This is a genomic window from Xanthomonas melonis, assembly GCF_020783655.1.
In the GTDB taxonomy this organism is placed as follows: Bacteria; Pseudomonadota; Gammaproteobacteria; order Xanthomonadales; family Xanthomonadaceae; genus Xanthomonas; species Xanthomonas melonis.
This window is the reverse complement of record NZ_JAJGQH010000017.1, coordinates 116,875-141,251: the sequence shown is the minus strand read 5'-3', so window position 1 is coordinate 141,251 and position 24,377 is coordinate 116,875. Positions and strand designations below refer to the sequence as shown.

The following is a 24,377-nucleotide window of genomic DNA, read 5'->3' as shown; positions in this document are numbered from 1 at the left end:
GAAGCGTGGGTCTGGTTGACCGAAGCGAGGTTGCTGCTTCGCCGGTTAGTAACTTGATTATGTAAACACCCTCTAAGAGCGGCTAACAAAACGACTGCGCAGCCGCCAGGCGGGTCGGCCCAGCGGGCATCAAGCCTGCATCATGGCGCGGCACGACGGGCCGGCTTGGTGTCTGCCGGGCGCGCCTTGCTTTCGGCGATGAAGGCGCGCACCTGCTGCTCCAGCACCGGCAGCGTCACCGAGCCCTGGCGCAGCACCACGTCGTGGAAGGCCTTGATGTCGAAACGGTCGCCCAATGCCTGCTCGGCCTCGGCGCGCAGCCTGACGATGCTGATCTCACCCAGCTTGTAGCTCAGCGCCTGGCCGGGCCAGGAGATGTAGCGGTCCACTTCGGTAGTGACTTCGTGCTCGCTGAGCGCGGTGCGGTCGCGCAGATAGGCCAGCGCCTGTTCGCGGCTCCAGCCGTCGTGATGCACGCCGGTGTCGATCACCAGCCGGCAGGCGCGCCACATCTCGTAGGTGAGCCGGCCGAATTCTTCGTACGGTGTTTCGTAGATGCCCATCTCCTGACCGAGCTTTTCGGTATACAGCGCCCAGCCTTCGCCGTAGGCGGAGATGTAGTTCTCGCGCCGGAAGGCCGGTTGCTCGCCCTGCTCCAGCGCCAGCGATCCCTGCAGCGAATGCCCGGGCGAGGACTCGTGCAAGGTCAGCGCCGGCAGGTTGTACAGCGGCCGCGAGGGCAGGTCGTAGGTGTTGACCCAGTAGGTGGTGGCGCCACCGCGGCCAGCGGTCCAGAACGGGGCGATGTCGTCGGGCACCGGCTTGATGGTGAAGCGCCCGCGCGGCAGCGTGCCGATGAACCTGCCCACTTGCCCGTCCACACGCTTGGAAATCCACGCGGCGCGATCGAGCAACTCTTGCGGGGTCTTGGCATAGAACTGCGGATCGGTGCGCAGGAATGTCAGGAACTGCGCAAACGTGCCCTTGAAACCCACCTGCTGGATGATGGCGTTCATCTGCGTCTGGATCCGCGCCACTTCGTCCAGGCCGATCTGGTGGATCTGTTCCGGCGTCAGTTCCAGCGTGGTGTATTCGCGGATCTGTTGGCGATAGAACGCCGTGCCGTCGGGCAGTGCTTCGGCCGCCAGGGTGGTGCGTGCCTTGGGCATGTAGTCGTTGCGGAAGAAGCTCAGCAGCTTGCCGTAGGCCGGAAGCACGGCGGTGCGCAACGCGGCCTTGGCTTGTTCGCGCAGTTGCGCTTGCTCGGCGGCGGGGATCTGCGCCGGCAATTGCTTGAACGGTGCATAGAACGTCGACTCGGCGGGATCCTTGACCTCGGCCACGGTGGCGATGGAGACATCGCGCCCATCGAGCACCGCGCGCGGCACGCTGAAACCGCGCGCCAGACCGCTGCGCATGTTGGCGATCTGCTGGTCGAAGTAACGCGGCACATCGTTCAGACGCGCGATATAGGCGCGGTACTCGGCCGCGCTCTTCATCGGCCGCTGCGCCATGAAGCCCAGGTTGGACCAGAACGAACTATCGGAATTGAACGGCATCTCGTAGGCGCGCAGGCGCACTTCGGCGGCCAGGTTCTCTACCTGCGGGCGGTAGATGGCGAAGTTGATCTGGTTGGCCGGCGAGAGCTGCTTAGGGTCGATGCCGTCGAGCTGCTTGAGCACGCCGTCCCAGACAGCCAGACGCGCCTGCTGCGCGACCGGGCCGACATCGGGCAGATGGGTGTTGTTACCGGTGGTGTCGGTGTCTTCATCGGCCTGGCCGGTCTCGGCCTGCCGCCATGTCCACTCTTTCTCGTAGATCGCGCGGAAGCGCGCGTCGGCAGGCGCTTCGGCGCTCGGCGTGGCCGAAACCTGCGGCGTGGCAGCCTGGGTGCTGGCGGCGAACGAAGTGCCCAGCAGGGCAAGCGCGAGGGCGGTGGCGAGCGGAGAATTCACGTGCGGGAGCCTGATCTGGAGCGAACGTCCGATCATGGCAGCCCAAGCGTGAGCTGCCATGGGCCGGAAGTCCCAACGCGGGCTGGCGCACGGGTATGGCGAGTGTCGGCGCTGCCCCCATCCGCCCTGCGGGCACCTTCCCCCGCCAGCGGGGGAAGGAGGTGGTGGGCTCATCGGGAACGCTCGGGAGCAATGCTTGCCCCTCTCCGCCTGCGGGAGAGCCCCCATCCCCCTTCTCCCGCTCTCGCATCTACTCCCACCCACCCATTCCTTCCCCCGCAAGCGGGGGAAGGCGTCGGTGGGGCTTGTCGAGAACGCTCGGGAGCAATGCTTGCCTCTCTCCGCCTGCGGGAGAGCCCCATCCCCCTTTTCCCGCTCTCGCATCTACTCCCGCCCATCCATTCCTTCTCCCGCCTGCGGGGGAAGGCGTCGGTGGGCTTGTCGGGAACGCTCGGGAGCAATGCTTGCCTCTCTCCGCCTGCGGGAGAGCCCCATCCCCCTTTTCCCGCTCTCGCATCTACTCCCGCCCATCCGTTCCTTCTCCCGCCTGCGGGAGAAGGTGGCGCGCAGCGCCGGATGAGGGGGCTTTGGCAGTTTCGACCCGCTTCAGAGACCGTCGGGCGCGCTGCCCCCATCCGCCCTGCGGGCACCTTCCCCCGCCAGCGGGGGAAGGAGTTGGTGGGCTTGTCGGAAGCAGTGTTTGCCCCCCTTTCCCGCATGCGGGAGAGGGTTGGGGTGAGGGGCGGCGGCGACCCAGTGGCGTGATCCGGGCTCAGGCCTTGCGCACCATCACCAGGTGCCGCTCGCCGTCCAGGCCAGGTACCTGCAGCGGATGCACCTCGCCCAGCGTCCATCCGACGGGCAGTGCGGCGATTTCCTCGTGCGGGTACACGCCCTTCATCGCCAACAGGCTGCCGCCCGGACGCAGCAGGTGGCCGCCGACAGCGATGATGCCGGCCAGGGTATCCAGCGCGCGCGCGGTGAGATGGTCGTAGGCGGCTGGCTCGTCCAACGCCTCGGCGCGCGACTCGGCCACGCGGGCGTTGCGCAAGTCCAGATGGCGCAGGGCCTCGCGCATGAAGCGCGCCTTCTTGCCGTTGCTTTCCACCAGGGTCACATGCAGCTGTGGGCGGGTGATGGCCAGCGGGATGCCGGGCAGGCCCGGGCCTGTTCCCAGGTCGGCCAGGGTGCCGCTGGCGATGTAAGGCTGCATGGCCAGCGAATCGAGCAGGTGACGGGTGACCATCTCGCGCGGATCGCGCACGGCGGTGAGGTTGTAGGTCTTGTTCCAACGCACCAGCAGCGCGAGATAGCGCAGCAACGGCGCAGCGAAGGCCGCATCCAGGGATTGGGCCTGCAGGCCGCGCTCGAGCGCGGCGGAAACATCGGGGGCGAGTGCGGCATCGTTCATGGCGCGATTATCGCAGGTGACACGAAGGCAGGGAGCCGGGACGGCCACCCCGGGCAGCGTTGCGCAGTTCCGTCAGCCGCTCCTGCCGTACGGCGCGACGCCTCACGCGGTAGCGTGCGGGTAGAACGCCAGTGCCGCGCGGCAGTCCGGCGCGGCCTGCCATTCGTGCAGTTGCCAACGCGCCGCCTCGCCGAGTGCGGGGTCGCACCAGTGCAGGCGCAGGGCGCCATCCGGCGCCAGCGCATACGCCAGCCGATGCAAACCGAACGACACGCCATGCCCGTGCGCCTTGAGCAAGGCTTCCTTGGCGCACCACAGGCGGAAGAACAGCGCCTGCTGCGCATCGGGCGCCTGCCTGCCCAGCAGGGCAAGTTCATCGGCGTGGAAGAACCGCTGCGCGATCTCCAGCAGGCGCGGGCGCGGGCGGATGCGTTCCAGGTCCACGCCCAGCCGCACGCCCTGGCCCAGGCCCACCAGCAGATGGTCGCCACTATGGCTCCAGCCGGTGTCCCAGCCAGGCAGGGCCGGCTGCAGGGTCGGGCGGCCGCGCGCATCGCGCAGCAACGGCACCTGCGCCGGTTCCAGCGCCAGCGCCTGGCCCAGCAATTGCCGCGCCTGCGGCTCACCGCGCTCGCCATGCCGGTGCGGCCGCAGCCACAGCTGCACCGGACCCAGCTGCCACTGCGCCTGCGCCGTCACGCGGCGCACACCAAACCGACTGCACCGCGATTGCGTCCAGCGCACTCGACAGCTGCTTCACGGGTGGCTACGTCCAATGACGCCCACGCATCGCTTCCGGTGCGAACGAACGAGGAGAGCAGCATGGGCATCATCATCTGGTTGATCGTCGGCGGCATCGTGGGTTGGCTGGCCAGCCTCATCATGCGGCGCGATGCGCAGCAGGGCATCATTCTCAACGTGGTGGTCGGTATCGTCGGCGCGATGATTGCCGGCTGGCTGTTCGGCGGTGGCATCAACCAGGCCATCACGCTGTGGACCTTCGTGTGGTCGCTGGTGGGTGCGGTGATCCTGCTCGCCATCGTCAACCTGTTCACCCGCGGCCGCGTGCGCTGAGCCGGCACCGACGCGTAGGACCAACGCAACGCCCGGCCTGCCCGGGCGTTGCCGTTTCCACCCTGCCGTTCAATCATGCACCGCTGCGCGATCTGCCGGGTGGTTGACGCCGTCTTCCACCGGTACGGCGATGCTCAGCGCATACGGGTTGACGCCCTCCAGGCAGCCGACGTTGTAGCCATATTCGTTGGGATCGGAGCGGCGCCGGTGGTGGGTATAGATGCCGCACACGCCACAGAAGTAGTGCGCTGCGGTCTGCGTGTTGAACCGATACAGACGCAGCACGTCCTCGCCTTGCCGTACATGCAGGCCATCGAGGGTGACCGAGGCGACCACCGCGCCGCGCCGGCGGCACAGCGAACAGTCGCAGCGGCGCGGATCGAGCAGGCCGTGCGGCAACTCCAGATCGATCTGCACCGCACCGCAGTGGCAACTCAACCGATGCACCGGCCCCAGCGTGATCTCGCCGATCTTGTGGGTGCTGCGGCGCAGATGCCGTTCGCTCATGCGCCGGCCTCCGCCAGTCGCACCCAGGCCGGTGCGTGATCGCTGGGGCGCTCCCAGGTCCGCGGCACGCGGTCGATGCCCGCTTCGACCGCGCGTGCGCGCAGCGCGTCCGAGACCAGGGTCAGATCGATCCGCAGCCCCAGGTTGCGCCGGAATCCGGCCTGGCGGTAATCCCACCAGCTGAAGTGGCCATCTCCCTGCTCGTGCAGGCGGAAGGCATCGTGCAAGCCCAGCGCCAGCAGCTTGCCCAGGGCGGCGCGCTCGGCGGTGGAGGTCAGGATATGGTTGTCGTTCCAGATCTCCGGCGCATGCACGTCGCGCGCATCGGGCGCGATGTTGAAGTCGCCCAGCACCACCAGTTGCGGATGCGCGCGCAGTTCCTGTTCCAGCCAGGCATGCACCGCCTCCAGCCAGCGCAGCTTGTAGGCGTACTTCTCGGTGTCCACATCCTGGCCGTTGACCACGTACAGATTGACGATGCGCACCCCGTCGACGGTGGCGGCGATGACGCGCTGCTGGGCGTCCTCGAAGCCGGGGATGCCCATCTGCACGTCCAGCGCCGGCGAGCGCGACAGGATCGCCACGCCGTTGTAGGTCTTCTGCCCGCAGAACACGCTGCGATAGCCGAGCGCGGCCAGCGCCGCATCCGGAAACTTGTGGTCTTCCAGCTTGGTTTCCTGGATCCCCACCACGTCGGGCGAAAAGTCGGTGAGCCACTGTTGCAGGTGCGGCAGGCGCACGTTGAGCGAGTTGACGTTCCAGGAGGCGATTTTCATGGCGCGGGCCGTAACGCAAACCACCAATGGTACCGTGGCTGCGTCGATCGGTCCGGGGACGCGTCCGGCAGGGGTGGCTCAGGGCCGCGGCCGTACCGCCCGATACTGTTTGCGATCGCCGCTGCGCGCGCCGCGCAGGTCCACGTTGGCGCACAGCTGGTCGCCACACAGCACCACATCGCTTAGGGCCACCGCGCGCAGCACCCGCGCCTCGACCCGGTAGCGGGCCAGCTCCTGGCGCGCCTGGCCGAGCAGGTAGGCAGTGCATGCGCAGGCCAGCAACGCGGCAACGATCAGGCCGGCGCTGGCGATCCAGGCGCGCCTCAACCACTGCTGGCGCAGCGCCTGGTGCGCCACTTCCAGCGCATCCAGCGCCGCGCCCGACCGCGAGACGGTCGCCTCCAGGCGCCGCGAGGCAGGCGCCAGGCTGCTGTCGAGCGCCTGTTGCCAGGCCTGCTGCAGCCGCGGTACCGCGCCACCGACCAGGCGCTCGATCTGCTCGCCGTTGCGCATGGCGATGCCGCGCAGCTCGGCCATCTGCCGCTCCATGGCAGCCTGCTGGCGCTGATCGCGCGTCTCCAGCGTGGTGGCCATCAGCGCCAGCGCCCTGGCCAGTTCCTTCAGCTCGTCCTTGTCCATCGTCCTCTCCTGCTTTCGGTTTCGCCTGCCTGTGGGTTCATCCGCCACCCCCACCGCCGCCTCCACCACCACCGCCGTCGCCCCCGCCGGCATCGCCGCCGTCGGCGGCCGCCATCATCGGCCCGCGGTGCATCAGGCTCATCACCCGCACCGGGCCGTGCGCCATCTCCAGATCGGCCGGCTGCATGTCGGTCGGCGTCCAGGCCAACTGGTTGGTCATCGCTTCCTGCTCGCGCTGCTGCAGCAGGAGCTGGCCTTCCTGCAGCAGCGCCTGCCCTTCCGGCGAATGACGGATCTTCCCGGCAGCCTTGAACACGGCGGCCTCGTCGTGGTTGCGCAGCGCCTGCAGCATCGCGTCGATATCCGGATCGCCGGTCCGCAGCGCGGAAGGCCCCTGCGAGGACTGGTGTGACGGCACGCGGTCCTGGCCGAGCGCCTGGCGCGCCTGCTGCTCCTGCGCGTCGATGCGCGCCTGCAGACTGGGCACCACCGTCTCGGTCATCAGATGGCGTTCGAACGCCTCGTGCAGGGACCGCTGCCCATACAACGACAACATGCCCGTCTGGCCGACATTGGCCAGGTTGAGCGGGTTGCTGGGCGTGAAGCGGATCTGTGCGGCAGCCCCGGCGAACACCGCCGCTCCCTGCAGCGCGCCCGCGCTGGGCGCATGCGCGGTAAAACCGGCCAGCGCATCGCCGCTGGCGTCCAGGGTGGCGTGCAGGCGCCGGGCCACGCCATCCAGTGCCTGCTGCGGCAAGGCGGTGGCGGCCTTTAGCCGATGCGCGGCCGCGGTGGCAGCGCCGGCGCTCGCCTGCAGCAGGTCGTCGGCCTGCTGCGCGCTCTGCTCGCGGACCCGATCGGCCTGGGCCTGGGCCTGCTGGCGGTCGGTTTCGGCCTGCCGTTCCAGCACCCGGGCCCGATCGAGCAAGGCTGCCTGCAGGCTGTCGGGCATCCAGTCGGCCGCCGTACGCAGTGCATCGGCGCCGGCCTGCTGCGCCTGCGCCCGCGTCTGCAATGCCAGGCGCTGCGCGCTGGCATCCACTTCGCCGGCCACCGCGCGGCCACCGGCCAGCGCACGGCCCAGCGCGCCCCCCGAGGTTTCCAGCGCCGCACCAGCGACTGCACCACTACCGGCAACGGTGGCGCCACCCAGGTGCAAGCTGCGCGCCGCTCCCTCGCCCGCCGCGTCCAGCACCGCATCGCCGGCCCGCCCGACCGCTGCGCCGTACTCGCCGGCGCCATGCCCCAGTCGCGCGCCAGCCGCACCGGCGCGCAGCACGCTCAGCGCCGGGCCGGCCAGCTGCAGGCTTTCCTGCAGCGACAGGGCCTGCGCGCGATCCACCGGCGCCCCGTCCGCACCCGGCATCTTGGCCGCCAGCACCGGCTCCACGCGCCCGGCCGCCAGCGGCAGCTCGCGTAGCAAGCGGGTGGTGTCGCCCTGCGCCAGCCGGTCCACGAAGGCGTGCACCGCCGGCTGCGCATTGGCCGGCATGTCCTGGGTCAATGCCCGGTCCAGCAGGGCCTGCCCCTCCGGCAAGGTGCGCAGCAGGGTCGCGGTATCGCCCATCACCGCCGCCAGCTGCCGCCGCTGCGCCGCATCCAGGGTATGCAGGTTGTTCTGGACACCGTCGTTGAGCATCTCCCCCTGCACCTGGTAGGCGACGACGGTGTGGTGGGTGTCGTAGAGCTGCACACCGGGCGTGGAGCTGGCAAAGCGCGGTGCAGTCGCCGGATGCAGACCGGCGGCGTTGAAGGTGGTCGCCGATGCGCCGCTCACCGCCGAGGCGGCGGACGCCATGCCGCCACCGAGGGAATGCCCGGCCAGTTCGAAATCCACGCGCTCGTCCTTCAGGCGCAACGCCAACCGCATGGCGCGGTCGTAGTAATCGGTTTGCATGCCGACGGATTGAGGGAAATTGTTGGCGAGGAAATCTTCGGCTGTGGTGTCACGCAGCCCGTTCGCCGTCATCACCTCCCCTGCCGACCCCTTGTAGACCACGGTGGGTTTATAGCCTGGGCCGAGGACTGCGGGGTCTGGGAGATAGATTTCGGCTCGGAAACCGGATTCGCGTGGATGCAGAAGCTCTCTCAACTTCTCGTCGTTCGTAGCGCCGAGCTGGGGGACCTCGCGACGGAGTTGATCTAGATCTTCGCTACCGCGTTGCCATCCGTGGGGGGCTTGACCAGACCCTTTGGCTGCATCGTAAACGTCGTCAGCCAATGACGCCATTTCATGCGCATGGTATAGCTGTTGTAGCTCCGCGGCGCGCAACCCTGCCTCAGCGGCGCTGCTAGCACGCAAGTCCTGCAGTAGCTGCTCGCGTTGCTTATGCTGGTCGGGTGTTTGCATGCGGTTTGTCCTTGCGCATGGAGATCAAAGCAACGGAATGTCTTTCTCTTCCAACGGGAATCCGAATGCCTTTCGCATTCGTTTATAGTGATCCGGCATAGGAGGGCGCTCGTATCCATGCGCAAGCAACCATTGTTGGCATCGGCGTTGCCATTGTGGATTGCTTGGATCTCCAGGATGCCAAAAGGCAGCCTCAATGGTTCCGGAGTCCACTCGATGTACCGCCCCTCCCCCCTCGTACACCAACGATGGATCAGCATTGCGCTCTAAAAGCCAGTACACCGGCTCGAAAGCACCACCGATTGCGTAATTGTCAATTAGCGTTCCACCCATGCCCGCCAGTGCATTGACATCAGCACCGCGCTCGACCAACAACTGAATGTTGCGCCATTTGTTCTGCTTGATTAGTGCATGGAACAGCAAGCTCTCGTTGTTGGCGTTGCGTGTATTCGGATCGCCACCGTGATCCAGCAGCAGCTTGAGATAGACCGGATCGTCCTGCTCGGCTGCCCAAACCATCGCGTTGCTGACGTTGGTCTGGCTTCTTCCAGGTTCCGGAGGATAGGGTTGGGCGGCATTCGGATCTGCCCCGTTCTCCAGCATCGCTTTCAGGCCGGCCGGGTTATGGGTGAAGATCGGCCAGAACAGCAGCGGGTGGCCTTCCTTGGAGAAGATGCGATCCGGATTCACGCCCTCGTCCTTCATCAGGCGGCGGATCGTGTCCACATCGCCCTGCTCGGCCGCCAGCGCCAGTGCCTGCGCCTTGGGGTCGGTGAAGTGGCGCTCCAGCGCATAGCGCGATTGCGCTGCCGGCGAGCAGCCGGCGATCGCCAGCAGCCACAGGCAGCAGATCCACAGGGCAAGACGTGATGGCATCGAGCGCGCTCCGTTGCGTTCGCTATACGTGTGAGGGATGGTAAGCCAGCTGTGCAGGCTCGAGTGCGCTGCAGTGCATACCTGAGATGCAGTACGCAGATCGCCGACAACGAAACATGCCCGTCGAACTAGGTGGATGTGCATTCACTGGAAGACTCCTGTTCTTGCGTGAGGCGTCAAAGCAGCGGGATGTCTTGCTCTTCCGACGGAAAGCCGAAAGCCTTGCGCATGCGCCTGTAGTGATCCGGCATCGGGGGGCGCTTGTATCCATGCGCTAGCAACCATTGCTGGCATCGGCGTTGCCACTGTGGATCGCCTGGATTTCCCGGATGCCAAAAGGCAGCCTCAATAGTTCCGGAGTCCACTCGATGTACCGCCCCTCCCCCCTCGTACACCAACGATGGATCAGCATTGCGCTCTAAAAGCCAGTACACCGGCTCGAAAGCACCACCGATTGCGTAATTGTCAATTAGCGTTCCACCCATGCCCGCCAGTGCATTGACATCAGCACCGCGCTCGACCAACAACAGAATGTTGCGCCACTTGTTCTGTTTGATCAGCGCGTGAAACAACAAGGTTTCGCCGTTGGAGTTGTAGGTGTTCGGATCGCCACCATGCTCCAGCAGCAGTTGGAGATAGATTGGATCGTCCTGCGCGGCTGCCCAGACCATCGCCCGATCGTTGTATCGTCCTTTGAAGCGCGTGGTGTGCTGCGCGGGATGCAGCTGCCCTGCATTCGGATCTGCCCCATTCTCCAGCATCGCCTTCAGGCCGGCCGGGTTATGGGTGAAGATCGGCCAGAACAGCAACGGGTGGCCTTCCTTGGAGAAGATGCGATCCGGATTCACGCCCTCGTCCTTCATCAGGCGGCGGATCGTGTCCGCATCGCCCTGCTCGGCCGCCAGCGCCAGTGCCTGCGCCCTGGGGTCGGTGAAGTGGCGCTCCAGCGCATAGCGCGATTGCGCTGCCGGCGAGCAGCCGGCGATCGCCAGCAGCCACAGGCAGCAGATCCACAGGGCAAGACGTGATGGCATCGAGCGCGCTCCGTTGCGCCGTAATCCAGGCGGTGGACACTGCAAGCCGAACCCCGTGTGGCACGGACGTGCGGCCACTGGTGCCAGGCGGCGCCTGCGCGATGCAAGCGATACTGACATGACCAGCATAGCGCAGGCCCCGCACGCAAGAAAGACAGCGCAGCTCTGCCCGCGTGGGCAAGGCGGCGGCCACTGTCCGGCGCCGGCCTCCGCACCAGGGGGCTGACCAGGCCGCCGGGCGATGCAAGGTTCGAGTTGCACTTGCCGCAACCCATGGACATCACCGACGGTCGCCCGATGCGTGCGCAGCCCGCCACAACGCAAAACGCCGGCACAGGGCCGGCGCTTTGCGTACGTGATGAGCGCGTTGGCTCAGTGACCGGATGCGCCGCTGGCACCCAGGCCGGTCTCTGCGCGGATCTGCTGGGCCTTGAACGCGATGCGTTCGTTGGCCGCCTGCGGGCTGCGATCCAGGATCGAGAACAGCCAGATGCCGACAAAACCGATCGTCACCGAGAACAGCGCCGGCGAGGTGTACGGGAACGGCGCCGAACCGGCCGCATTGCCCAGTGTGTCCACCCAGACCGACGGCGACAGCACCGTGAGCACCAGCGAGGAGATCAGGCCCAGGAAGCCGCCGATCACCGCGCCGCGGGTGGTGCAGTCCTTCCACAGCAACGACAGGATCAGCACCGGGAAGTTGGCCGAGGCAGCGATGGCGAACGCCAGCGACACCATGAAGGCCACGTTCTGCTTCTCGAACACGATGCCGAGCAGCACGGCGACCGCACCCAGGATCAAGGTGGTGATGCGCGACACCCTCAGCTCCGAACCCGGCGCCGGGTTGCCCTTCTTGATCACGGTGGCGTACAGGTCGTGCGACACCGCCGAGGCGCCGGACAGGGTCAGGCCCGCGACCACCGCCAGGATGGTGGCGAAGGCCACCGCCGAGATGAAGCCCATGAACACGTTGCCGCCCACCGCATTGCCGACCAGCACCGCCGCCATGTTGGCCGCACCCTTGCCGCCGTGGATGGTGCCGGTGGCGACATCGGCGAACTGCGGGTTGGTCAGCACCAGCGCGATCGCACCGAAGCCGATGATGAAGATCAGGATGTAGAAGTAACCGATCCAGGTGGTGGCCCACAGCACCGACTTGCGCGCCTGCTTGGCATCGGGAACGGTGAAGAAGCGCATCAGGATGTGCGGCAGGCCGGCAGTACCGAACATCAGCGCCATGCCGAAGGAGATCGCCGAGATCGGGTCCTTGACGAAACCGCCCGGCCCCATGATCGACAGGCCGGCCTTGGCCGCGTCCTCCGGCGAAGCGCCGCCGTTGGCCGCCACCGCGGTCTTCACCCGCACGCCCTCGGCGAACAGCGCCTCGAAGCTGAAGTTGAAATGCCACATGATGGCCACGGCCATGAAGGTCACGCCGGTCAGCAGCAACACCGCCTTGATGATCTGCACCCAGGTGGTGGCGGTCATGCCGCCGAACAGCACATAGACCATCATCAGGATGCCGACCAGGGTCACCGCCACCCAGTAGTCCAGACCGAACAGCAGCTTGATCAGCGCACCGGCGCCGACCATCTGCGCGATCAGGTAGAACAGCACCACCACCAGCGTGCCGGAAGCGGCGAAGCTGCGGATGGCGGTCGGCGCGAAGCGGTAGCCGGCCACGTCGGCAAAGGTGTACTTGCCCAGGTTGCGCAGCCGCTCGGCCATCAGGAAGGTCAGGATGGGCCAGCCGACCAGAAAGCCGATCGCATAGATCAGGCCGTCGTAGCCGTTGGCCATCACCGCTGCGGTGATGCCCAGGAACGAGGCCGCCGACATGTAGTCACCGGCAATGGCCAGGCCGTTCTGGAACCCGGTGATGCCGCCGCCGGCAGTGTAGAAGTCCGACGCCGAGCGGGTCTTCTTGGCCGCCCACTTGGTGATCCACAGGGTGCCCAGCACGAAGAAACCGAACATGGCGATCGCCACCCAGTTGGTGGGCTGCTTGTCGGCCTGGCCGATATCGCCGGCCGCCAGCGCCATGCCTGCCGGCAGCAGGCCGGCCAGGATCAGCAGAAGACGCGAGTATTTGCTCATTTGCGGGCGTCCTCCAGGATCTGCGCGGTCAGCTGGTCGTAGGTGTTGTTGGCGCGGCGCACGTAGACGGCAGTGATGGCGATGGTGAACACCATCACCCCGATCGCGATCGGAATGCCGATCGTGGTCACGCCATCGCCGATCGGCCTGGCCAGGAAGGCCTTGTCGAAGGCGATCAACCCGATGTAGCCGTAATAGGCCAGCAACATCAGCACGGTGAGGGTCCAGCCCAGCGTGTTGCGCTGGCGCTTGAGTGCGTGGTACTTCGGATTGGCATCGATCTTGGCGATCAAGGCGTCATTCGAGACGGTCATGTCGGTCTCCAGTGCTGCAAGGGCGGTACCGCCCCCACCACCGCAGTGGCAGGGGCACCCGATGGGTGAAACTCAGAAGCTGTACTTGGTGGTGAACTGCAGGCGCGAGATGTCGCCGCTATCGCCGTTCTCGGCGTCGCGACGGCCGAACATCAGCTCCGCGCCCACGTCCACCTTGGGCAGCGGCGAATAGAACACGTTGGCACGCACGCTCTGCTGCGACTTGCTCGCAAGCCCGCCGGTGTTGGCCAGGCTGTGGTCGTAGTCCACGCGCGAATACATGATGGTGCTGCGCAGCTTGGGGCTGTAGTCGTGGCGCCAGGCCAGCCAGCCGGCCCAGGTTCCGACGGCGTGGATGTTGCCGTCCACGTCCAGCTCCACGTCCGAGCCGTTGCCCAGGCCGAGGTAGCGGCCCAGGCCTTCGCCGTAGGCCAGCTGGTAGCGCAGGTCGTTGCTGGAATTGATGATCCAGCGCCCACCACCGGCAATGGCGCCGCCGAACGCGGTGTCGTTGCTCAGCGCGCTGCGGGTGCGGTATTGCCGTGCGATCGCCGACAGGCCGAAGGTGCCCCAGGTGCCCTTCCAGTTGTAGCGCGCGGTCAGGTCCGGCATCGCGCCGTGGTCGGCGGCCAGGATCGTGTTGCCGCCCTGGTAGGGGGTGGTGAGGGTTTCCGGATTCTCGGCCGAGACGCTGAAGGCGCCGCGTGTGTAGCGGATCTGGTTCTGACGGCTGAACAACGCGCCGTCGGTCGGCCCGACGATATCGGCCGCCTCCGGCAGGATGGTGGCATCGATGAAGTTGGACCAGGTCTGGCCGGCCAGCCAGTTGTTCCAGCTCATGTACGCATGCCGTAAGGTGCCGCCGTACAGGTTGTTGACCTGGTTGGCCAGCGCGTTGCCGAAGAAATCCAGTTCGATGAAGCCGGTGAGCTTGTCGCCGTTCTCGGTGACCGTGTCCACGCCCAGATTGAAGCGCGAGAACTTGGCGTGGAAGTCGGTGTCGGTGCTCGACGCCTGCCCCCCGACAGGCGTCTGGGTCGGAATGTACAGGTAACGTCCCACCGCGCCTTCGGGCAATGCGCCATCGCTGGTGCGGGTGGTCATGAAGTCGGCCTTGATGAAACCACCGTAACGGAACGTTGTCCCCGCCGCTGCGTTCGGTGTGATGCTGGTGACCTGGATCGGCCGCTTGCCGGCCGGGACCGCAGGTGCGGGCGCCGCTGCCGGCGTCTGCGCCTGCAAGGTGCGCACTTCGGTGACCTGGCTCTGCGTCTGGGCGATCTGGCCCTGCTGTTGTTGCTGCGCGGTGACCAGCAGCTGGACCTGACGCTCCAGCTCGGCGATGCGCGCTTCCAGTGCCTTTTCCTTTGCCGTCTGCGCGAACGCGACCCCCGGCAGGAAACTGGCAACCAGCAACGCGGTAGCCAGCGGATGACGCACCAGCGGTGCAGTACGGTGTTTCATGGACCCCTCTCCCCGGTGAAGGCCTCGCGCTTGATGGCGATGCTGTGCGGAGCGTGAGGCAGTCCGCGGTTTGCAGCCTATTCGCCTTTGGTCGTAGCTGCAACGCAGCATTCCAGCCGCTGCGCGATGCCTGCTCCAGCGCCCGCAATGGGTGTGCGCTGGCGCACTTGCCGGGTTACGACCATGGTCTAAGGCGACGTTGACCGCCGGGACAGAATGGATACGGCACACTGATTGCCTACCGAGGGCAGCGGCTTGGCCCTCTCCCGACACGCTTATCGCAAGTGAGGTTGCCATGGCTGATGTGTACCCCGTCGATCCCGCGTTCGCTGCCGATGCGCGCGTCACGCGCGAGCAGTACGCCGCGCTGTACCGCGAATCGATCGAGCACCCGGAACAGTTCTGGGGCAAGGCCGCGCAGCGGCTGGACTGGTTCAAGCAACCCACCCAGGTCAAGGACGTCAGCTACGCGCTGGACGACTTCCGCATCCGCTGGTTCGGCGATGGCGAGCTCAACGCCAGCGTCAACTGCCTGGACCGCCAACTGGCCACGCGCGGCGACAAGACCGCGCTGCTGTTCGAACCGGACAGCCCGGATGCGGCCTCCTACCCCGTGACCTATCGCGAGCTGTACGAGCGCGTGTGCAAGCTCGGCAACGCATTGCGCAACCTGGGCGTCAAGAAGGGCGACCGGGTCACCATCTATCTGCCGATGATCGTCGACGCAGCCGTGGCCATGCTGGCCTGCGCGCGTATCGGCGCGGTGCATTCGGTGGTGTTCGGCGGCTTTGCCGCCAACTCCATCGCCGACCGCGTGATCGACTGCCAGAGCAAGCTGATCATCACCGCCGACGAAGGCCTGCGTGGTGGCAAGAAGATTCCGCTCAAGGCCAATGTCGACGCAGCGCTGAAGATTCCCGGCACGAACACCGTCGAAACCGTGCTGGTGGTACGCCACACCGGTGGCGCGGTGGAGATGCAGGCCCCGCGCGACCGCTGGTTCCACGACGTGGTCGACGGCCAGCCGGCCGAGTGCGAACCCGAGCGCATGAACGCCGAAGACCCGTTGTTCATCCTGTACACCTCCGGCTCCACCGGCAAGCCCAAGGGCGTGCTGCACACCACCGCCGGCTACCTGCTGTTCGCCAGCTATACCCATGAGGTGGTGTTCGACCTGCGCGAGGACGACATCTACTGGTGCACCGCCGACGTGGGCTGGGTCACCGGCCACAGCTACATCGTCTACGGCCCGCTCGCCAATGGCGCCACCGCGCTGATGTTCGAAGGCGTGCCCAACTACCCCAGCGTGTCGCGCTTCTGGGAGGTGATCGACAAGCACCAGGTCACCCTGTTCTACACCGCGCCCACCGCCATCCGCGCGCTGATGCGCGACGGCGAGGCGCCGGTCAAGAAGACCTCGCGCAAGAGCCTGCGCCTGCTCGGCAGCGTGGGCGAACCGATCAATCCGGAGGCTTGGCGCTGGTACTACGAGGTGGTCGGCGACAGCCGCTGCCCGATCGTGGATACCTGGTGGCAGACCGAAACCGGCGGCATCCTGATCTCGCCGCTGGCCGGCGCGGTGGACCTCAAGCCGGGCTCGGCGACGCTGCCGTTCTTCGGCGTGCAGCCGGCGCTGGTGGATGCCGAAGGCAAGATCCTGGAAGGCGCCACCGAAGGCAATCTGGTGCTGCTGGACTCGTGGCCGGGCCAGATGCGCAGCGTCTATGGCGACCACCAGCGCTTCATCGACACCTACTTCCGCACCTATCCGGGCAGCTACTTCACCGGCGACGGCTGCCGCCGCGATGCCGATGGCTATTACTGGATCACCGGCCGCGTGGACGACGTGATCAACGTCTCCGGCCACCGCATCGGCACCGCCGAGGTGGAAAGCGCGCTGGTCTCGCACCCCAAGGTGGCCGAAGCGGCGGTGGTGGGCTTCCCGCATGACGTCAAGGGCCAGGGCATCTATGCCTACGTGACCCTGATCGCCGGCGAGAATCCCAGCGACGAGCTGCACAAGGAGCTGGTGGGCTGGGTGCGCAAGGAGATCGGCCCGATCGCCTCGCCCGATCATCTGCAGTGGGCGCCAGGCCTGCCCAAGACCCGCTCGGGCAAGATCATGCGCCGCATCCTGCGCAAGATCGCCGAGAACGCACCGGACCAGCTGGGCGACACCTCCACGCTGGCCGATCCGTCGGTGGTGGATTCGCTGGTCAACGAGCGGCTGGCGCGCTGAGAGGCGGGGATTCGGGATTGGGGATTCGCTGAGGAGCGGGGATTGGTGATTTGGGATTGGGAATTCGCAGAAGCGGGTTCCCATTGCCCAATCATCTCTCTCCCTGTCCATGCAGTGTTGAGTGCGATGCAGAGAGAGACGGTCTCTTGCATCGGCAATCGCGATGCGCTCTTCGAAATCCCTGCTCTTGCGAATCCCAACATCCGAATCCCGAATCCCGCGCTTTTACCAATCCCAAATCCCCACTCCCGGCCCCACCATGACCACCCTGCTGATTGCCGACGACCACCCCCTGTTCCGCGAAGCCTTGCGCGGGGCGGTGCAGCGCGTGATGCCGGGGGTGGAGCTGTTCGAGGCGGACAACGTGGATGCCTTGTACACGCTGGCCGATGCGCAGCCGGATGCAGACCTGTTGCTGATGGATCTCAACATGCCGGGTGCGCAGGGCTTCAGTGCGCTGGTGCATATGCGCTCGCTGCACCCGCAGCTGCCGGTGGTGGTGGTGTCGGCGCGCGAGGAGCCCACGGTGATGCGTCGGGCGATCGACCACGGCGCATTCGGCTTCATTCCCAAGTCCGCCGACTCGGACACCATCGGCCGCGCCCTGGCCACGGTGCTCGATGGCGAGCGCTGGATTCCGGCCGAAGCGCAGAAACTGCCGCCCACCGATAGCGAGGAACGCGAGGTCGGCCAGCGCCTGCGGGACCTCACGCCACAGCAGTTCCGCGTGCTGCAGATGCTGGGCGCCGGCCGCCTGAACAAGCAGATCGCCTACGACCTGGGCGTGTCAGAAGCCACCATCAAGGCGCATGTCACCGCGATCCTGCGCAAGCTCGGCGTGACCAACCGCACCCAGGCGGTCCTGATGGCCGGCAAGCTCGCCATCGACGCCGACGGCATCGTCCTGCCGCCGCCTGACGAAGAGTAAGCTGCGCCGCTGCGTTTGCCCCACTAGTTCCCTTCCCCGCGTGCGGGAGAAGGCGATGGTTACCAGCACTGCTGCAGCGCCAGGCCAACACCTCCCTTCCCCCGCCCGCGGGGGAAGGTGCCCGAAGGGCGGATGGGGGGCAGCCGTCTCGCAACATTCCCGCAGGCAAGACTCGCACAGCACCAGCGCCCCTCATCCGGCGCTGCGCGCCACCTTCTCCCGCATGCGGGAGAAGGCGATGGTTATCAGCACTGCTGCAGCGCCAGGCCCACTCCCTTCCCCCGCCTGCGGGGGAAGGTGCCCGAAGGGCGGATGGGGGCGCCGGCTGGTCAAACCCAACGAACCCTCCAGCTACCCAACCCCGGACGCGACCGTCTGATCGACCCGTGGGTACCAGCACCCCTGCCAGCACCGCTCCTGCGCAAACGCGCTGGAGCCTGCAACGATTCGCTGGCAGGCCCAAGCGCGCAGGCGTGATCGCATCCACAGCCGCGCATCGTGCGGTATCGCAGTTGTCGATATCACCATTGACCATTTACTGATGGCTGGGCAAGGCTCGGCCATCACCGATGCTTTGGAGCTGGCATGGCGCGACGTTTCCCTTGGCTCTGGATGGGCCTGCTGGTGGCCTGCGCATTGATCGCGGTGCTGGCTTGGCAGAACCGGCAACTGCGCATGCAGCAGCAATGGCTGCAGACGCGCATCAGCACACCCTACGAGGGCATGTACGTACCGCGAATAGAGGTTGCCGATGCCCAGGGCCAGCGGCATCTGCTGGGCGCGCCGCAAGGACGGGCGCAGGTGCTGTTCTTCTTCACCACCACCTGCCCGTACTGCCAGCGTTCGGCGCCGACCGTGCTGCGCGCGGCGCGGCAACTGCAGGCCAACCTACCGGGGCGACCGCAGTTGCTGGGCGTCTGCCATTGCGATCCAGCGCAGGCCGCGCGCTACGCGCATAAGCACGGTTTCGACTTTCCGGTGGTCACGTTGACCGATCGTCGCGCGCTGATGCTGTTCCGCGCGCGCAACGTGCCGCTGCTGTTGGCCATCGACGGGGACGGACGTGTGCGCCATTCCCATCTTGGCGTCTTCGATACCACGGAGCGGGTGCAGGACCTGGTCGCCGCCTTGGGCCGCACGGATGCGCCAGCGGCTTTTGCAACCTTGAGGGAGTAATGCATGAAAAAGCGTTGGGTAAGCTTGCGCAGTGCGTTGATGGCAGCGACGTTCCTGGCCAGCACCGGCTTTGGTGCGTTCCAGGTGATGGCGGTCGATAACGCCCAGCCGAAGGTCGAATCGTGTAGCGCGTGGGCATGCAAGGCCGAGTGTCCGGAATTCGGCGGCGACCTGGGCCAGGGCAACGTCTGCTACTGCTGCGGCTGAGCAGCTGGCACAGCGGCTGCGCTCACCGCCGGGGCGGGCACGGCCGGTGCTTTGAATCTGCAGCACCACACGGCCGCTCGGGTTTCGAGCGCGTCGTCCATTTCTCGCTGACCCTGGCTCGCCGGGGTCGGTGGGCCGCTGCAGGTCCAGCGGCGGGGCCATCCGCGCCCCGCCGGCTTCCGTGGCGACCCGGCGCGCGTGGGATTGCACACGTCGTTCGGGTCAATGTGTCTCGGCCACTGCAGTGGCCGCCTTGCCGGGCTCCGGCAGCGAATGCATGCGCGGCCTTGTCATCCATCGCACCCGCTACAGCGCGGGCGCGGCACATCCTCGGACCTTGCAGACAGGCCGCCCTCAGCCCAGCGCGCGATAGCGGAAATCGCGCAGCACCACCTCGCCCTGCTGCGCGGCATACAGGCCCAGCTGCAGGCTCAGGAAGCCGCCGAACACGTTGTGGTGGAATCCGGAGACCTCCATGCGGGTGGGATGCCGCGTCCACTGCCGCCCCTCGTCGACCGAATACTCGAAACCCACCACGTGGCGATCGTTGGTCAAGCGCACGCGCACGCGACGATGCGTGTTGGGCGCGCGCGCCCACACCAGTTCCTGGGAGTATTCGTAGGTCTTCATGGCCTCGGCGGTAAAGCCGATGCCGACGAAGGCCTTGTGGTTGTAGAACAGCAGGATGCCGCCTTCGGCATCGCCGACCAGCTCCAGCGATACCTCGGCCACATACGCACGGTCGGGCACGCCGCAGGTCAGCGGCGCGCTGTCGATCGGCGAGCTGCCGGCGCAGGCGAGCGTGAGCGCCTTGTTCGCACGTCGCACGCGTGCCTGCTCGCCAGGCTTGGGCGCGTGCAGGCTCCACTGCGTCCCGAAGCGATCGCTGGAGAAGTCGTCCGACAAGGCGAAGCCGGTGGCGGCCGGCGCTTTGCCGGCAGGGGCGCGTGCCGGCGTGCGCAGCGGCTTGGACAGGTCGCCACCGGTGGCGCGGAACCAGCCATCGGCGGTCCACTCGACCGGTTCCAGCAGGGTCTGGCGCCCCAGCGTGCGGAAGCCGTTTTCGTAGCCGTGATAGACCAGCCACCAGTCGCCGCGCGGGCCCTGCACCAGCGTGGCATGCCCACGCGACCACCACGGCTCCTGCTCGGACTGCGTGCGCACCAGCGGATTGCGCGGGCAGTGCTCCCACGGCCCGTGCACCGAGCGCGAACGCGCGGCGATCACCATGTGCCCGGTGACCGGCCCGGCGGTCCCGCCGACGGCAGTGACCAGATACAGCCAACCCTCGTGCCAGGTCAGCTTGGGGCCTTCGGGGGCGAAGTTCTCCACCACCCAGTCCTCGGGATAGCGCCACGGCGCGTAGGCCGGTTCCAGCTGTCCGTCGGTGGCCAGACCGTCGTCGCGCAGGCGGATCTTGCGAATGCCGTTGACGAACAGGTAGCGCTTGCCGTCCTCGCCCACCACGTGGCCGGGGTCGATGCAGCCGGCGATCTGCAGATCGATCGGGTCGCTCCACGGCCCGCGGATATCGTCGGCCCAGATCACGAAGATCGACCAGCCCTTGTCGTCCGGATTGGCGGGGATGTAGATGTAGTAGCGATCGTCGTGCTTGCACAGGTCCAGCGCCCAGATCGTGCCCAGCTCCTTGCGCAGGGCCGGCCCGATCGGCGTCCAGTTGACCAGGTCGGTGGAATGCCACAGCACGATGCCCGGATACGAGAAGAACGACGAGAACGTCATGTAGTAGTCGTCGCCATCCTTGAGGATGGTGGGATCCGGGTGATCGCCGGCCACGATGGGATTCAGATAGGTGCCGTTGCCCAGATCGGCCTTGCGCTGGCCCTCGGTGCCGCGTGCCCACTGCGGGGTGCGGGTGCATTGCATGGCTGGCGCGGGTGCCTGCGCCGCCGCAGTGAGCGGTGCGACCAACGCACCCGCGGCCAACACCTTGAACAAATCGCGCCGGGTCGTGTCTGGCATGCAAGCGCTTCGCTGGGAAAGGGCTGGCTATCTAGCCCCAGCGGCGGGCACGAGGCAACCGCGCGCGCTGCATTATAGGAACTGGTGATGCGGGGGGTGGATTTCGACATAGCAGCGGGCGGCGGAGCGCGGCGTCCGGGCGATCGAGAACAAGCGAACTGGACAAACGATGGCGGCGCCGGGCGGTGCGACCGTTCTCGGTGCAGGCCGATGACGGCACGCGCCGACTGCGCGCATCCCGGGTCCGGCGCGCCTCATCGCGACATGTCGGCGCCACACCGACTGGCGCCGGTGTCGGGTGACCCCTCGACGAGCAGCGATCCGGTTTCGCAAGGCGCGCCCTCGGCGCTTGCAGCACCAGCACCACGCGGGGTGCCCTCTCGCCCTGCCTTCCCGCCATGCTGCACCGCAGCGTGATCTGTTCACTCATGATTGCGATATTCATATGCGAACAGTCCGGCACCCGCCGGCTGCCGGACGTTGCGATGCCCAGCGATAGCCCTCACCACTACGCTCCACCCTGCGCCGCATCGCCAGCGCGTGTGGAGCGGCACGCATGAGCAGGCTGCCGCAGTCGGTGGGCAGCACCAGCGTGCAGCTGCCGGCACTGGGATTTGGCGCCGCGCCCATCGGCAATCTGTACGCCGAGGTCGACGAGGGCCAGGCGCTGGCGGCGATCGCCGCGGCCCTCGAGGCCGGCATTCGTCATTTCGACACTGCGCCCTACTACGGCTACGGCCTGAGCGAGGCGCGCCTGGGCCGGGGCCTGGCCGGAGTGCGGCGCGATGCCTACACGCTCTCGACCAAGGTGGGCCGCTGCGTCTACGACGATGCACAGGCGCCTGCCGGCCGCGAAGGCTTTGCGGTGGCTGGCCGCCGCGCCGAGTTCGACTACAGCGCCGACGGCGTGCGCCGCGCCTTCGCCTCCAGCCTGGAGCGCCTGGGGACCGACTACATCGATGTGCTGCTGCTGCACGACATCGGCGCGCTGACCCACGGCGACAACCACGCCAATGTGCTGCGCCAGGCCTTGGAGGAGGCCTTGCCGGCGATGGCGGAACTGAAGGCCGCCGGTGCATGCGGGGCGATCGGGCTGGGCGTCAACGAACAGGAGGTGGCGCTGGAGGTGCTGCCACGCTTCCCGCTGGACTGCGTGATGCTGGCCGGCCGCTACACCCTGCTGGAACAGCACGGCGCGCGTGCGCTGCTGGACCAGGCGCAGCAGCGCGGCGTCTCCATCCTGTCGGCCGGTCCGTACAGCTCGGGCCTGCTCAGCGATGCGCGTGGGCCGGGCGCCACCTACAACTACGCGCCGGTGGACACCGCCACCCTGCAGCAGGCGCAGCGCCTGTATGCGGCCTGCGCGGCGTTCGCGGTGGACATCGGCGCGGCAGCCCTGCAGTTCCCGCTGGCGCATCCGGCGGTGACCACGGTGGTGGCCGGCATGCGCAGCGTGGCCGAGGTGCACGCGGCCGCCACCCGCCTGCAGGCCCCCGTCCCGGCCGCGCTGTGGCAACGCCTGCGCGATGGCGGCCTGCTCGATGCGGACCTGCCCACGCCATGAACCGCGTCGATGCGCATCTGCATTTCTGGCACCTGGCCCGCGGCGACTACGACTGGCTGACGCCTGAGCTCGCGCCGCTGTATCGCGACTTCGCCCCGCACGATGCGAGCGCGGCGCTGGATGCGGCCGGCGTCGCCAGCGTGGTCGTCGTGCAGGCGGCCGCGACGGAAGCGGAAACCTGCTACCTGTTCGAGCTGGCGCGCGACGAGCCACGCATCGCCGGCGTGGTCGGCTGGGTGGATTTCGCCGCACCCGATGCCGCCGCACGCATCGGTGCGCTGGTGCGCGCCGGCGACGGCCTGCTCAAGGGACTGCGCCCGATGGTGCAGGACATCGCCGATGTCCGGTGGCTGGCCGATCCGGCGCTCGACGCCGCATTCGACGCCATGCTGGCGCACGATCTGGCCTTCGATGCCCTGATCCGCGCGGTGCACGTGCCGGCGCTGCAGGCGCGGCTGCAACGCCATCCGTCGCTGCGCGTGGTCGTCGATCACGGCGGCAAGCCGCAGATCGCGGCCGGCGAATTCGTTGCCTGGGCGGCCGGCATGGCAGCACTGGCGCAGCATCCCAACGTGCATTGCAAACTCTCCGGCCTGCTCACAGAAGCCGCGCGCGGCGCCGGCGTGGACGCGCTGGAGCCGTATGTGGCGCATCTGTTCGCCCGCTTCGGCGCACAGCGTCTGCTCTGGGGCAGCGACTGGCCGGTACTGACGCTGCGTGCGGATTACGCGCAGTGGGTCGACATCGCCGACCGATTGGTCGCCCGCCATGCCGCTGGCGATGCCGATGCGGTCTTCGCCGACAACGCCCGCACGTTCTATCGTCTGCCACGGCCGGCGGCACCCACCCACGGAACCTCACCGGTATGACTGTCTCGATCGCTTCGACCCCCACCGACCGCCTGCACGGCAAGCGCTGCCTGATCACCGCCGCCGGCGCCGGCATCGGCCGCGAAAGCGCGCTGGCCTGCGCACGCGCCGGTGCGCAGGTGATTGCCACCGATATCGACGCCGCGGCCTTGCAGGCACTGGCCGCCGAATCGGAGGCGATCACCACCCAGCTGCTCGACGTCACCGACGCCGCGGCGATCACCGCGTTGATCGATGCACACGGTCCGTTCGATGTGTTGTTCAACTGCGCCGGCTTCGTGCATCAGGGCAGCATTCTCGAGTGCGACGAGCCGGCCTGGCGCCGCTCGTTCTCGATCAATGTCGATGCGATGTACTACACCTGCAAGGCGGTGCTGCCGGGCATGCTGGAACGCGGCCGTGGCAGCATCATCAACATGTCCTCGGTGGCGTCCAGCATCAAGGGCGTGCCGAACCGCTTCGTCTACGGCGTGACCAAGGCCGCGGTGATCGGCCTGAGCAAGGCGATCGCCGCCGACTATGTCGCCCAGGGCGTGCGCTGCAACGCGATCTGCCCCGGCACCATCAAGACGCCCTCGCTGGGCCAGCGCGTGAAAGCCCTGGGCGGCGACGAACAGGCGGTGTGGAAGAGCTTCACCGACCGCCAGCCGATGGGCCGCCTGGGCGATCCGCGCGAGATCGCGCAGCTGGTGGTGTATTTGGCGTCGGACGAATCGTCGTTCACCACCGGCCAGACCCATATCATCGATGGCGGCTGGTCCAACTGAACGCGCCACACGCCGCGTTGCGCGTTGCAAGCCGCGCGCGATGCGGCGCAGCGCTGGCGTTCCTGCGCTGCGTTGTCGAGGGAGCGATCTGCGTGAGCCGCTGCACGCGCGCCAGTCCCGATAGCCACTCCATTCCTCATCTGCAAA

At 67.3% G+C, this 24,377-nt stretch carries 21 protein-coding genes; 8 read left to right on the top strand and 13 right to left on the bottom strand.

Annotation, left to right across the window (positions count from 1 at the left end; all coding sequences use genetic code 11):
• Positions 1-140: 140 nt before the first annotated feature.
• The 3 genes from LL964_RS17145 to LL964_RS17135 all read right to left on the bottom strand — a co-directional run bounded on the left by LL964_RS17145 (position 141) and on the right by LL964_RS17135 (position 4,065).
• Positions 141-1,955, bottom strand: coding sequence for a DUF885 domain-containing protein (locus LL964_RS17145; protein WP_104588450.1), 1,815 nt, complete (start codon positions 1,953-1,955; stop codon positions 141-143).
• Positions 1,956-2,727: 772 nt separating this feature from the next.
• Positions 2,728-3,366 (bottom strand): 16S rRNA (guanine(527)-N(7))-methyltransferase RsmG, encoded by a 639-nt coding sequence (rsmG, locus tag LL964_RS17140; RefSeq protein WP_104588365.1) that lies wholly within the window; start codon positions 3,364-3,366, stop codon positions 2,728-2,730.
• A 102-nt stretch (positions 3,367-3,468) separates the two neighbouring features.
• Positions 3,469-4,065: a 4'-phosphopantetheinyl transferase family protein gene (locus LL964_RS17135; RefSeq protein WP_104588451.1), complete on the bottom strand. Its 597-nt coding sequence runs from the start codon at positions 4,063-4,065 to the stop codon at positions 3,469-3,471.
• Between the two features lie 123 nt (positions 4,066-4,188).
• Between LL964_RS17135 and LL964_RS17130 the strand changes: the two genes are divergently transcribed.
• Positions 4,189-4,440 carry a GlsB/YeaQ/YmgE family stress response membrane protein gene (locus tag LL964_RS17130; protein ID WP_104542436.1) on the top strand — a complete coding sequence of 84 codons (252 nt, stop codon included), beginning with the start codon at positions 4,189-4,191 and terminating at the stop codon, positions 4,438-4,440.
• Between the two features lie 69 nt (positions 4,441-4,509).
• Here LL964_RS17130 and LL964_RS17125 read toward each other — a convergent pair whose 3' ends face one another.
• The 9 genes from LL964_RS17125 to LL964_RS17085 form a co-directional block, all read right to left on the bottom strand.
• On the bottom strand, positions 4,510-4,947 hold the full coding sequence (locus LL964_RS17125; protein ID WP_104588366.1) for a GFA family protein: 438 nt from the start codon (positions 4,945-4,947) through the stop codon (positions 4,510-4,512).
• Positions 4,944-5,723 (bottom strand): exodeoxyribonuclease III, encoded by a 780-nt coding sequence (xth, locus tag LL964_RS17120; RefSeq protein ID WP_104588367.1) that lies wholly within the window; start codon positions 5,721-5,723, stop codon positions 4,944-4,946. Before xth ends, LL964_RS17125 begins: the two co-directional genes overlap by 4 nt.
• 78 nt (positions 5,724-5,801) lie before the next feature.
• Entirely contained in the window at positions 5,802-6,362 is a 561-nt protein-coding gene (locus tag LL964_RS17115) for a hypothetical protein (RefSeq protein WP_104588452.1), read from the bottom strand.
• A 37-nt stretch (positions 6,363-6,399) separates the two neighbouring features.
• Positions 6,400-8,592, bottom strand: a complete 2,193-nt coding sequence (locus LL964_RS17110) for a Tle-like phospholipase domain-containing protein (RefSeq protein ID WP_104588368.1) — start codon at positions 8,590-8,592, stop codon at positions 6,400-6,402.
• Positions 8,593-8,736: 144 nt separating this feature from the next.
• Positions 8,737-9,588: an ankyrin repeat domain-containing protein gene (locus tag LL964_RS17105; RefSeq protein WP_104588369.1), complete on the bottom strand. Its 852-nt coding sequence runs from the start codon at positions 9,586-9,588 to the stop codon at positions 8,737-8,739.
• 176 nt (positions 9,589-9,764) lie between these two features.
• On the bottom strand, positions 9,765-10,622 hold the full coding sequence (locus tag LL964_RS17100) for an ankyrin repeat domain-containing protein (RefSeq protein ID WP_104588370.1): 858 nt from the start codon (positions 10,620-10,622) through the stop codon (positions 9,765-9,767).
• A gap of 372 nt (positions 10,623-10,994) precedes the next feature.
• Positions 10,995-12,719, bottom strand: coding sequence for a cation acetate symporter (locus LL964_RS17095; RefSeq protein WP_104588371.1), 1,725 nt, complete (start codon positions 12,717-12,719; stop codon positions 10,995-10,997).
• Complete coding sequence (locus LL964_RS17090) at positions 12,716-13,033, bottom strand: DUF485 domain-containing protein (RefSeq protein ID WP_104588372.1); 318 nt, start codon at positions 13,031-13,033, stop codon at positions 12,716-12,718. The genes LL964_RS17095 and LL964_RS17090 overlap by 4 nt, the downstream gene beginning before the upstream one ends.
• Positions 13,034-13,105: 72 nt before the next feature.
• The gene (locus LL964_RS17085) at positions 13,106-14,497 is read right to left on the bottom strand and encodes a DcaP family trimeric outer membrane transporter (protein ID WP_167395404.1); all 1,392 of its coding nucleotides are present in this window, start codon (positions 14,495-14,497) and stop codon (positions 13,106-13,108) included.
• Between the two features lie 295 nt (positions 14,498-14,792).
• Here LL964_RS17085 and acs point away from each other — a divergent pair, with 295 nt between their 5' ends.
• The 4 genes from acs to LL964_RS17065 all read left to right on the top strand — a co-directional run bounded on the left by acs (position 14,793) and on the right by LL964_RS17065 (position 19,047).
• Positions 14,793-16,736 (top strand): acetate--CoA ligase, encoded by a 1,944-nt coding sequence (gene acs, locus LL964_RS17080; protein WP_104588373.1) that lies wholly within the window; start codon positions 14,793-14,795, stop codon positions 16,734-16,736.
• A gap of 259 nt (positions 16,737-16,995) precedes the next feature.
• A complete protein-coding gene (locus LL964_RS17075; protein WP_104588374.1) occupies positions 16,996-17,664 on the top strand; it encodes a response regulator transcription factor in 669 nt (222 codons plus the stop codon).
• A gap of 612 nt (positions 17,665-18,276) precedes the next feature.
• Positions 18,277-18,840, top strand: coding sequence for a peroxiredoxin family protein (locus LL964_RS17070; protein WP_208621478.1), 564 nt, complete (start codon positions 18,277-18,279; stop codon positions 18,838-18,840).
• 3 nt (positions 18,841-18,843) lie between these two features.
• Positions 18,844-19,047 carry a hypothetical protein gene (locus LL964_RS17065; protein ID WP_005922076.1) on the top strand — a complete coding sequence of 68 codons (204 nt, stop codon included), beginning with the start codon at positions 18,844-18,846 and terminating at the stop codon, positions 19,045-19,047.
• Positions 19,048-19,401: 354 nt separating this feature from the next.
• Here LL964_RS17065 and LL964_RS17060 read toward each other — a convergent pair whose 3' ends face one another.
• Positions 19,402-21,030 carry a family 43 glycosylhydrolase gene (locus tag LL964_RS17060; protein ID WP_104588376.1) on the bottom strand — a complete coding sequence of 543 codons (1,629 nt, stop codon included), beginning with the start codon at positions 21,028-21,030 and terminating at the stop codon, positions 19,402-19,404.
• Between the two features lie 556 nt (positions 21,031-21,586).
• Here LL964_RS17060 and LL964_RS17055 point away from each other — a divergent pair.
• The 3 genes from LL964_RS17055 to LL964_RS17045 are packed head-to-tail and all read left to right on the top strand — an operon-like array spanning position 21,587 to position 24,230.
• On the top strand, positions 21,587-22,594 hold the full coding sequence (locus LL964_RS17055; RefSeq protein WP_104588377.1) for an aldo/keto reductase: 1,008 nt from the start codon (positions 21,587-21,589) through the stop codon (positions 22,592-22,594).
• Entirely contained in the window at positions 22,591-23,463 is an 873-nt protein-coding gene (locus LL964_RS17050) for an amidohydrolase family protein (RefSeq protein ID WP_104588378.1), read from the top strand. Before LL964_RS17055 ends, LL964_RS17050 begins: the two co-directional genes overlap by 4 nt.
• On the top strand, positions 23,460-24,230 hold the full coding sequence (locus LL964_RS17045) for an SDR family oxidoreductase (protein WP_104588379.1): 771 nt from the start codon (positions 23,460-23,462) through the stop codon (positions 24,228-24,230). The genes LL964_RS17050 and LL964_RS17045 overlap by 4 nt, the downstream gene beginning before the upstream one ends.
• Positions 24,231-24,377 lie beyond the last annotated feature (147 nt).

What these genes read in the sequence shown, in the direction of transcription:
- rsmG (WP_104588365.1), bottom strand. Translation starts at nt 3,366, where the DNA reads ATGAACGATGCCGCACTCGCCCCCGATGTTTCCGCCGCGCTCGAGCGC.
- LL964_RS17130 (WP_104542436.1), top strand. Translation starts at nt 4,189, where the DNA reads ATGGGCATCATCATCTGGTTGATCGTCGGCGGCATCGTGGGTTGGCTG.
- LL964_RS17125 (WP_104588366.1), bottom strand. Translation starts at nt 4,947, where the DNA reads ATGAGCGAACGGCATCTGCGCCGCAGCACCCACAAGATCGGCGAGATC.
- xth (WP_104588367.1), bottom strand. Translation starts at nt 5,723, where the DNA reads ATGAAAATCGCCTCCTGGAACGTCAACTCGCTCAACGTGCGCCTGCCG.
- LL964_RS17115 (WP_104588452.1), bottom strand. Translation starts at nt 6,362, where the DNA reads ATGGACAAGGACGAGCTGAAGGAACTGGCCAGGGCGCTGGCGCTGATG.
- LL964_RS17110 (WP_104588368.1), bottom strand. Translation starts at nt 8,592, where the DNA reads ATGGCGTCATTGGCTGACGACGTTTACGATGCAGCCAAAGGGTCTGGT.
- LL964_RS17105 (WP_104588369.1), bottom strand. Translation starts at nt 9,588, where the DNA reads ATGCCATCACGTCTTGCCCTGTGGATCTGCTGCCTGTGGCTGCTGGCG.
- LL964_RS17100 (WP_104588370.1), bottom strand. Translation starts at nt 10,622, where the DNA reads ATGCCATCACGTCTTGCCCTGTGGATCTGCTGCCTGTGGCTGCTGGCG.
- LL964_RS17095 (WP_104588371.1), bottom strand. Translation starts at nt 12,719, where the DNA reads ATGAGCAAATACTCGCGTCTTCTGCTGATCCTGGCCGGCCTGCTGCCG.
- LL964_RS17090 (WP_104588372.1), bottom strand. Translation starts at nt 13,033, where the DNA reads ATGACCGTCTCGAATGACGCCTTGATCGCCAAGATCGATGCCAATCCG.
- LL964_RS17085 (WP_167395404.1), bottom strand. Translation starts at nt 14,497, where the DNA reads ATGAAACACCGTACTGCACCGCTGGTGCGTCATCCGCTGGCTACCGCG.
- acs (WP_104588373.1), top strand. Translation starts at nt 14,793, where the DNA reads ATGGCTGATGTGTACCCCGTCGATCCCGCGTTCGCTGCCGATGCGCGC.
- LL964_RS17075 (WP_104588374.1), top strand. Translation starts at nt 16,996, where the DNA reads ATGACCACCCTGCTGATTGCCGACGACCACCCCCTGTTCCGCGAAGCC.
- LL964_RS17070 (WP_208621478.1), top strand. Translation starts at nt 18,277, where the DNA reads ATGGGCCTGCTGGTGGCCTGCGCATTGATCGCGGTGCTGGCTTGGCAG.
- LL964_RS17065 (WP_005922076.1), top strand. Translation starts at nt 18,844, where the DNA reads ATGAAAAAGCGTTGGGTAAGCTTGCGCAGTGCGTTGATGGCAGCGACG.
- LL964_RS17060 (WP_104588376.1), bottom strand. Translation starts at nt 21,030, where the DNA reads ATGCCAGACACGACCCGGCGCGATTTGTTCAAGGTGTTGGCCGCGGGT.
- LL964_RS17055 (WP_104588377.1), top strand. Translation starts at nt 21,587, where the DNA reads ATGAGCAGGCTGCCGCAGTCGGTGGGCAGCACCAGCGTGCAGCTGCCG.
- LL964_RS17050 (WP_104588378.1), top strand. Translation starts at nt 22,591, where the DNA reads ATGAACCGCGTCGATGCGCATCTGCATTTCTGGCACCTGGCCCGCGGC.
- LL964_RS17045 (WP_104588379.1), top strand. Translation starts at nt 23,460, where the DNA reads ATGACTGTCTCGATCGCTTCGACCCCCACCGACCGCCTGCACGGCAAG.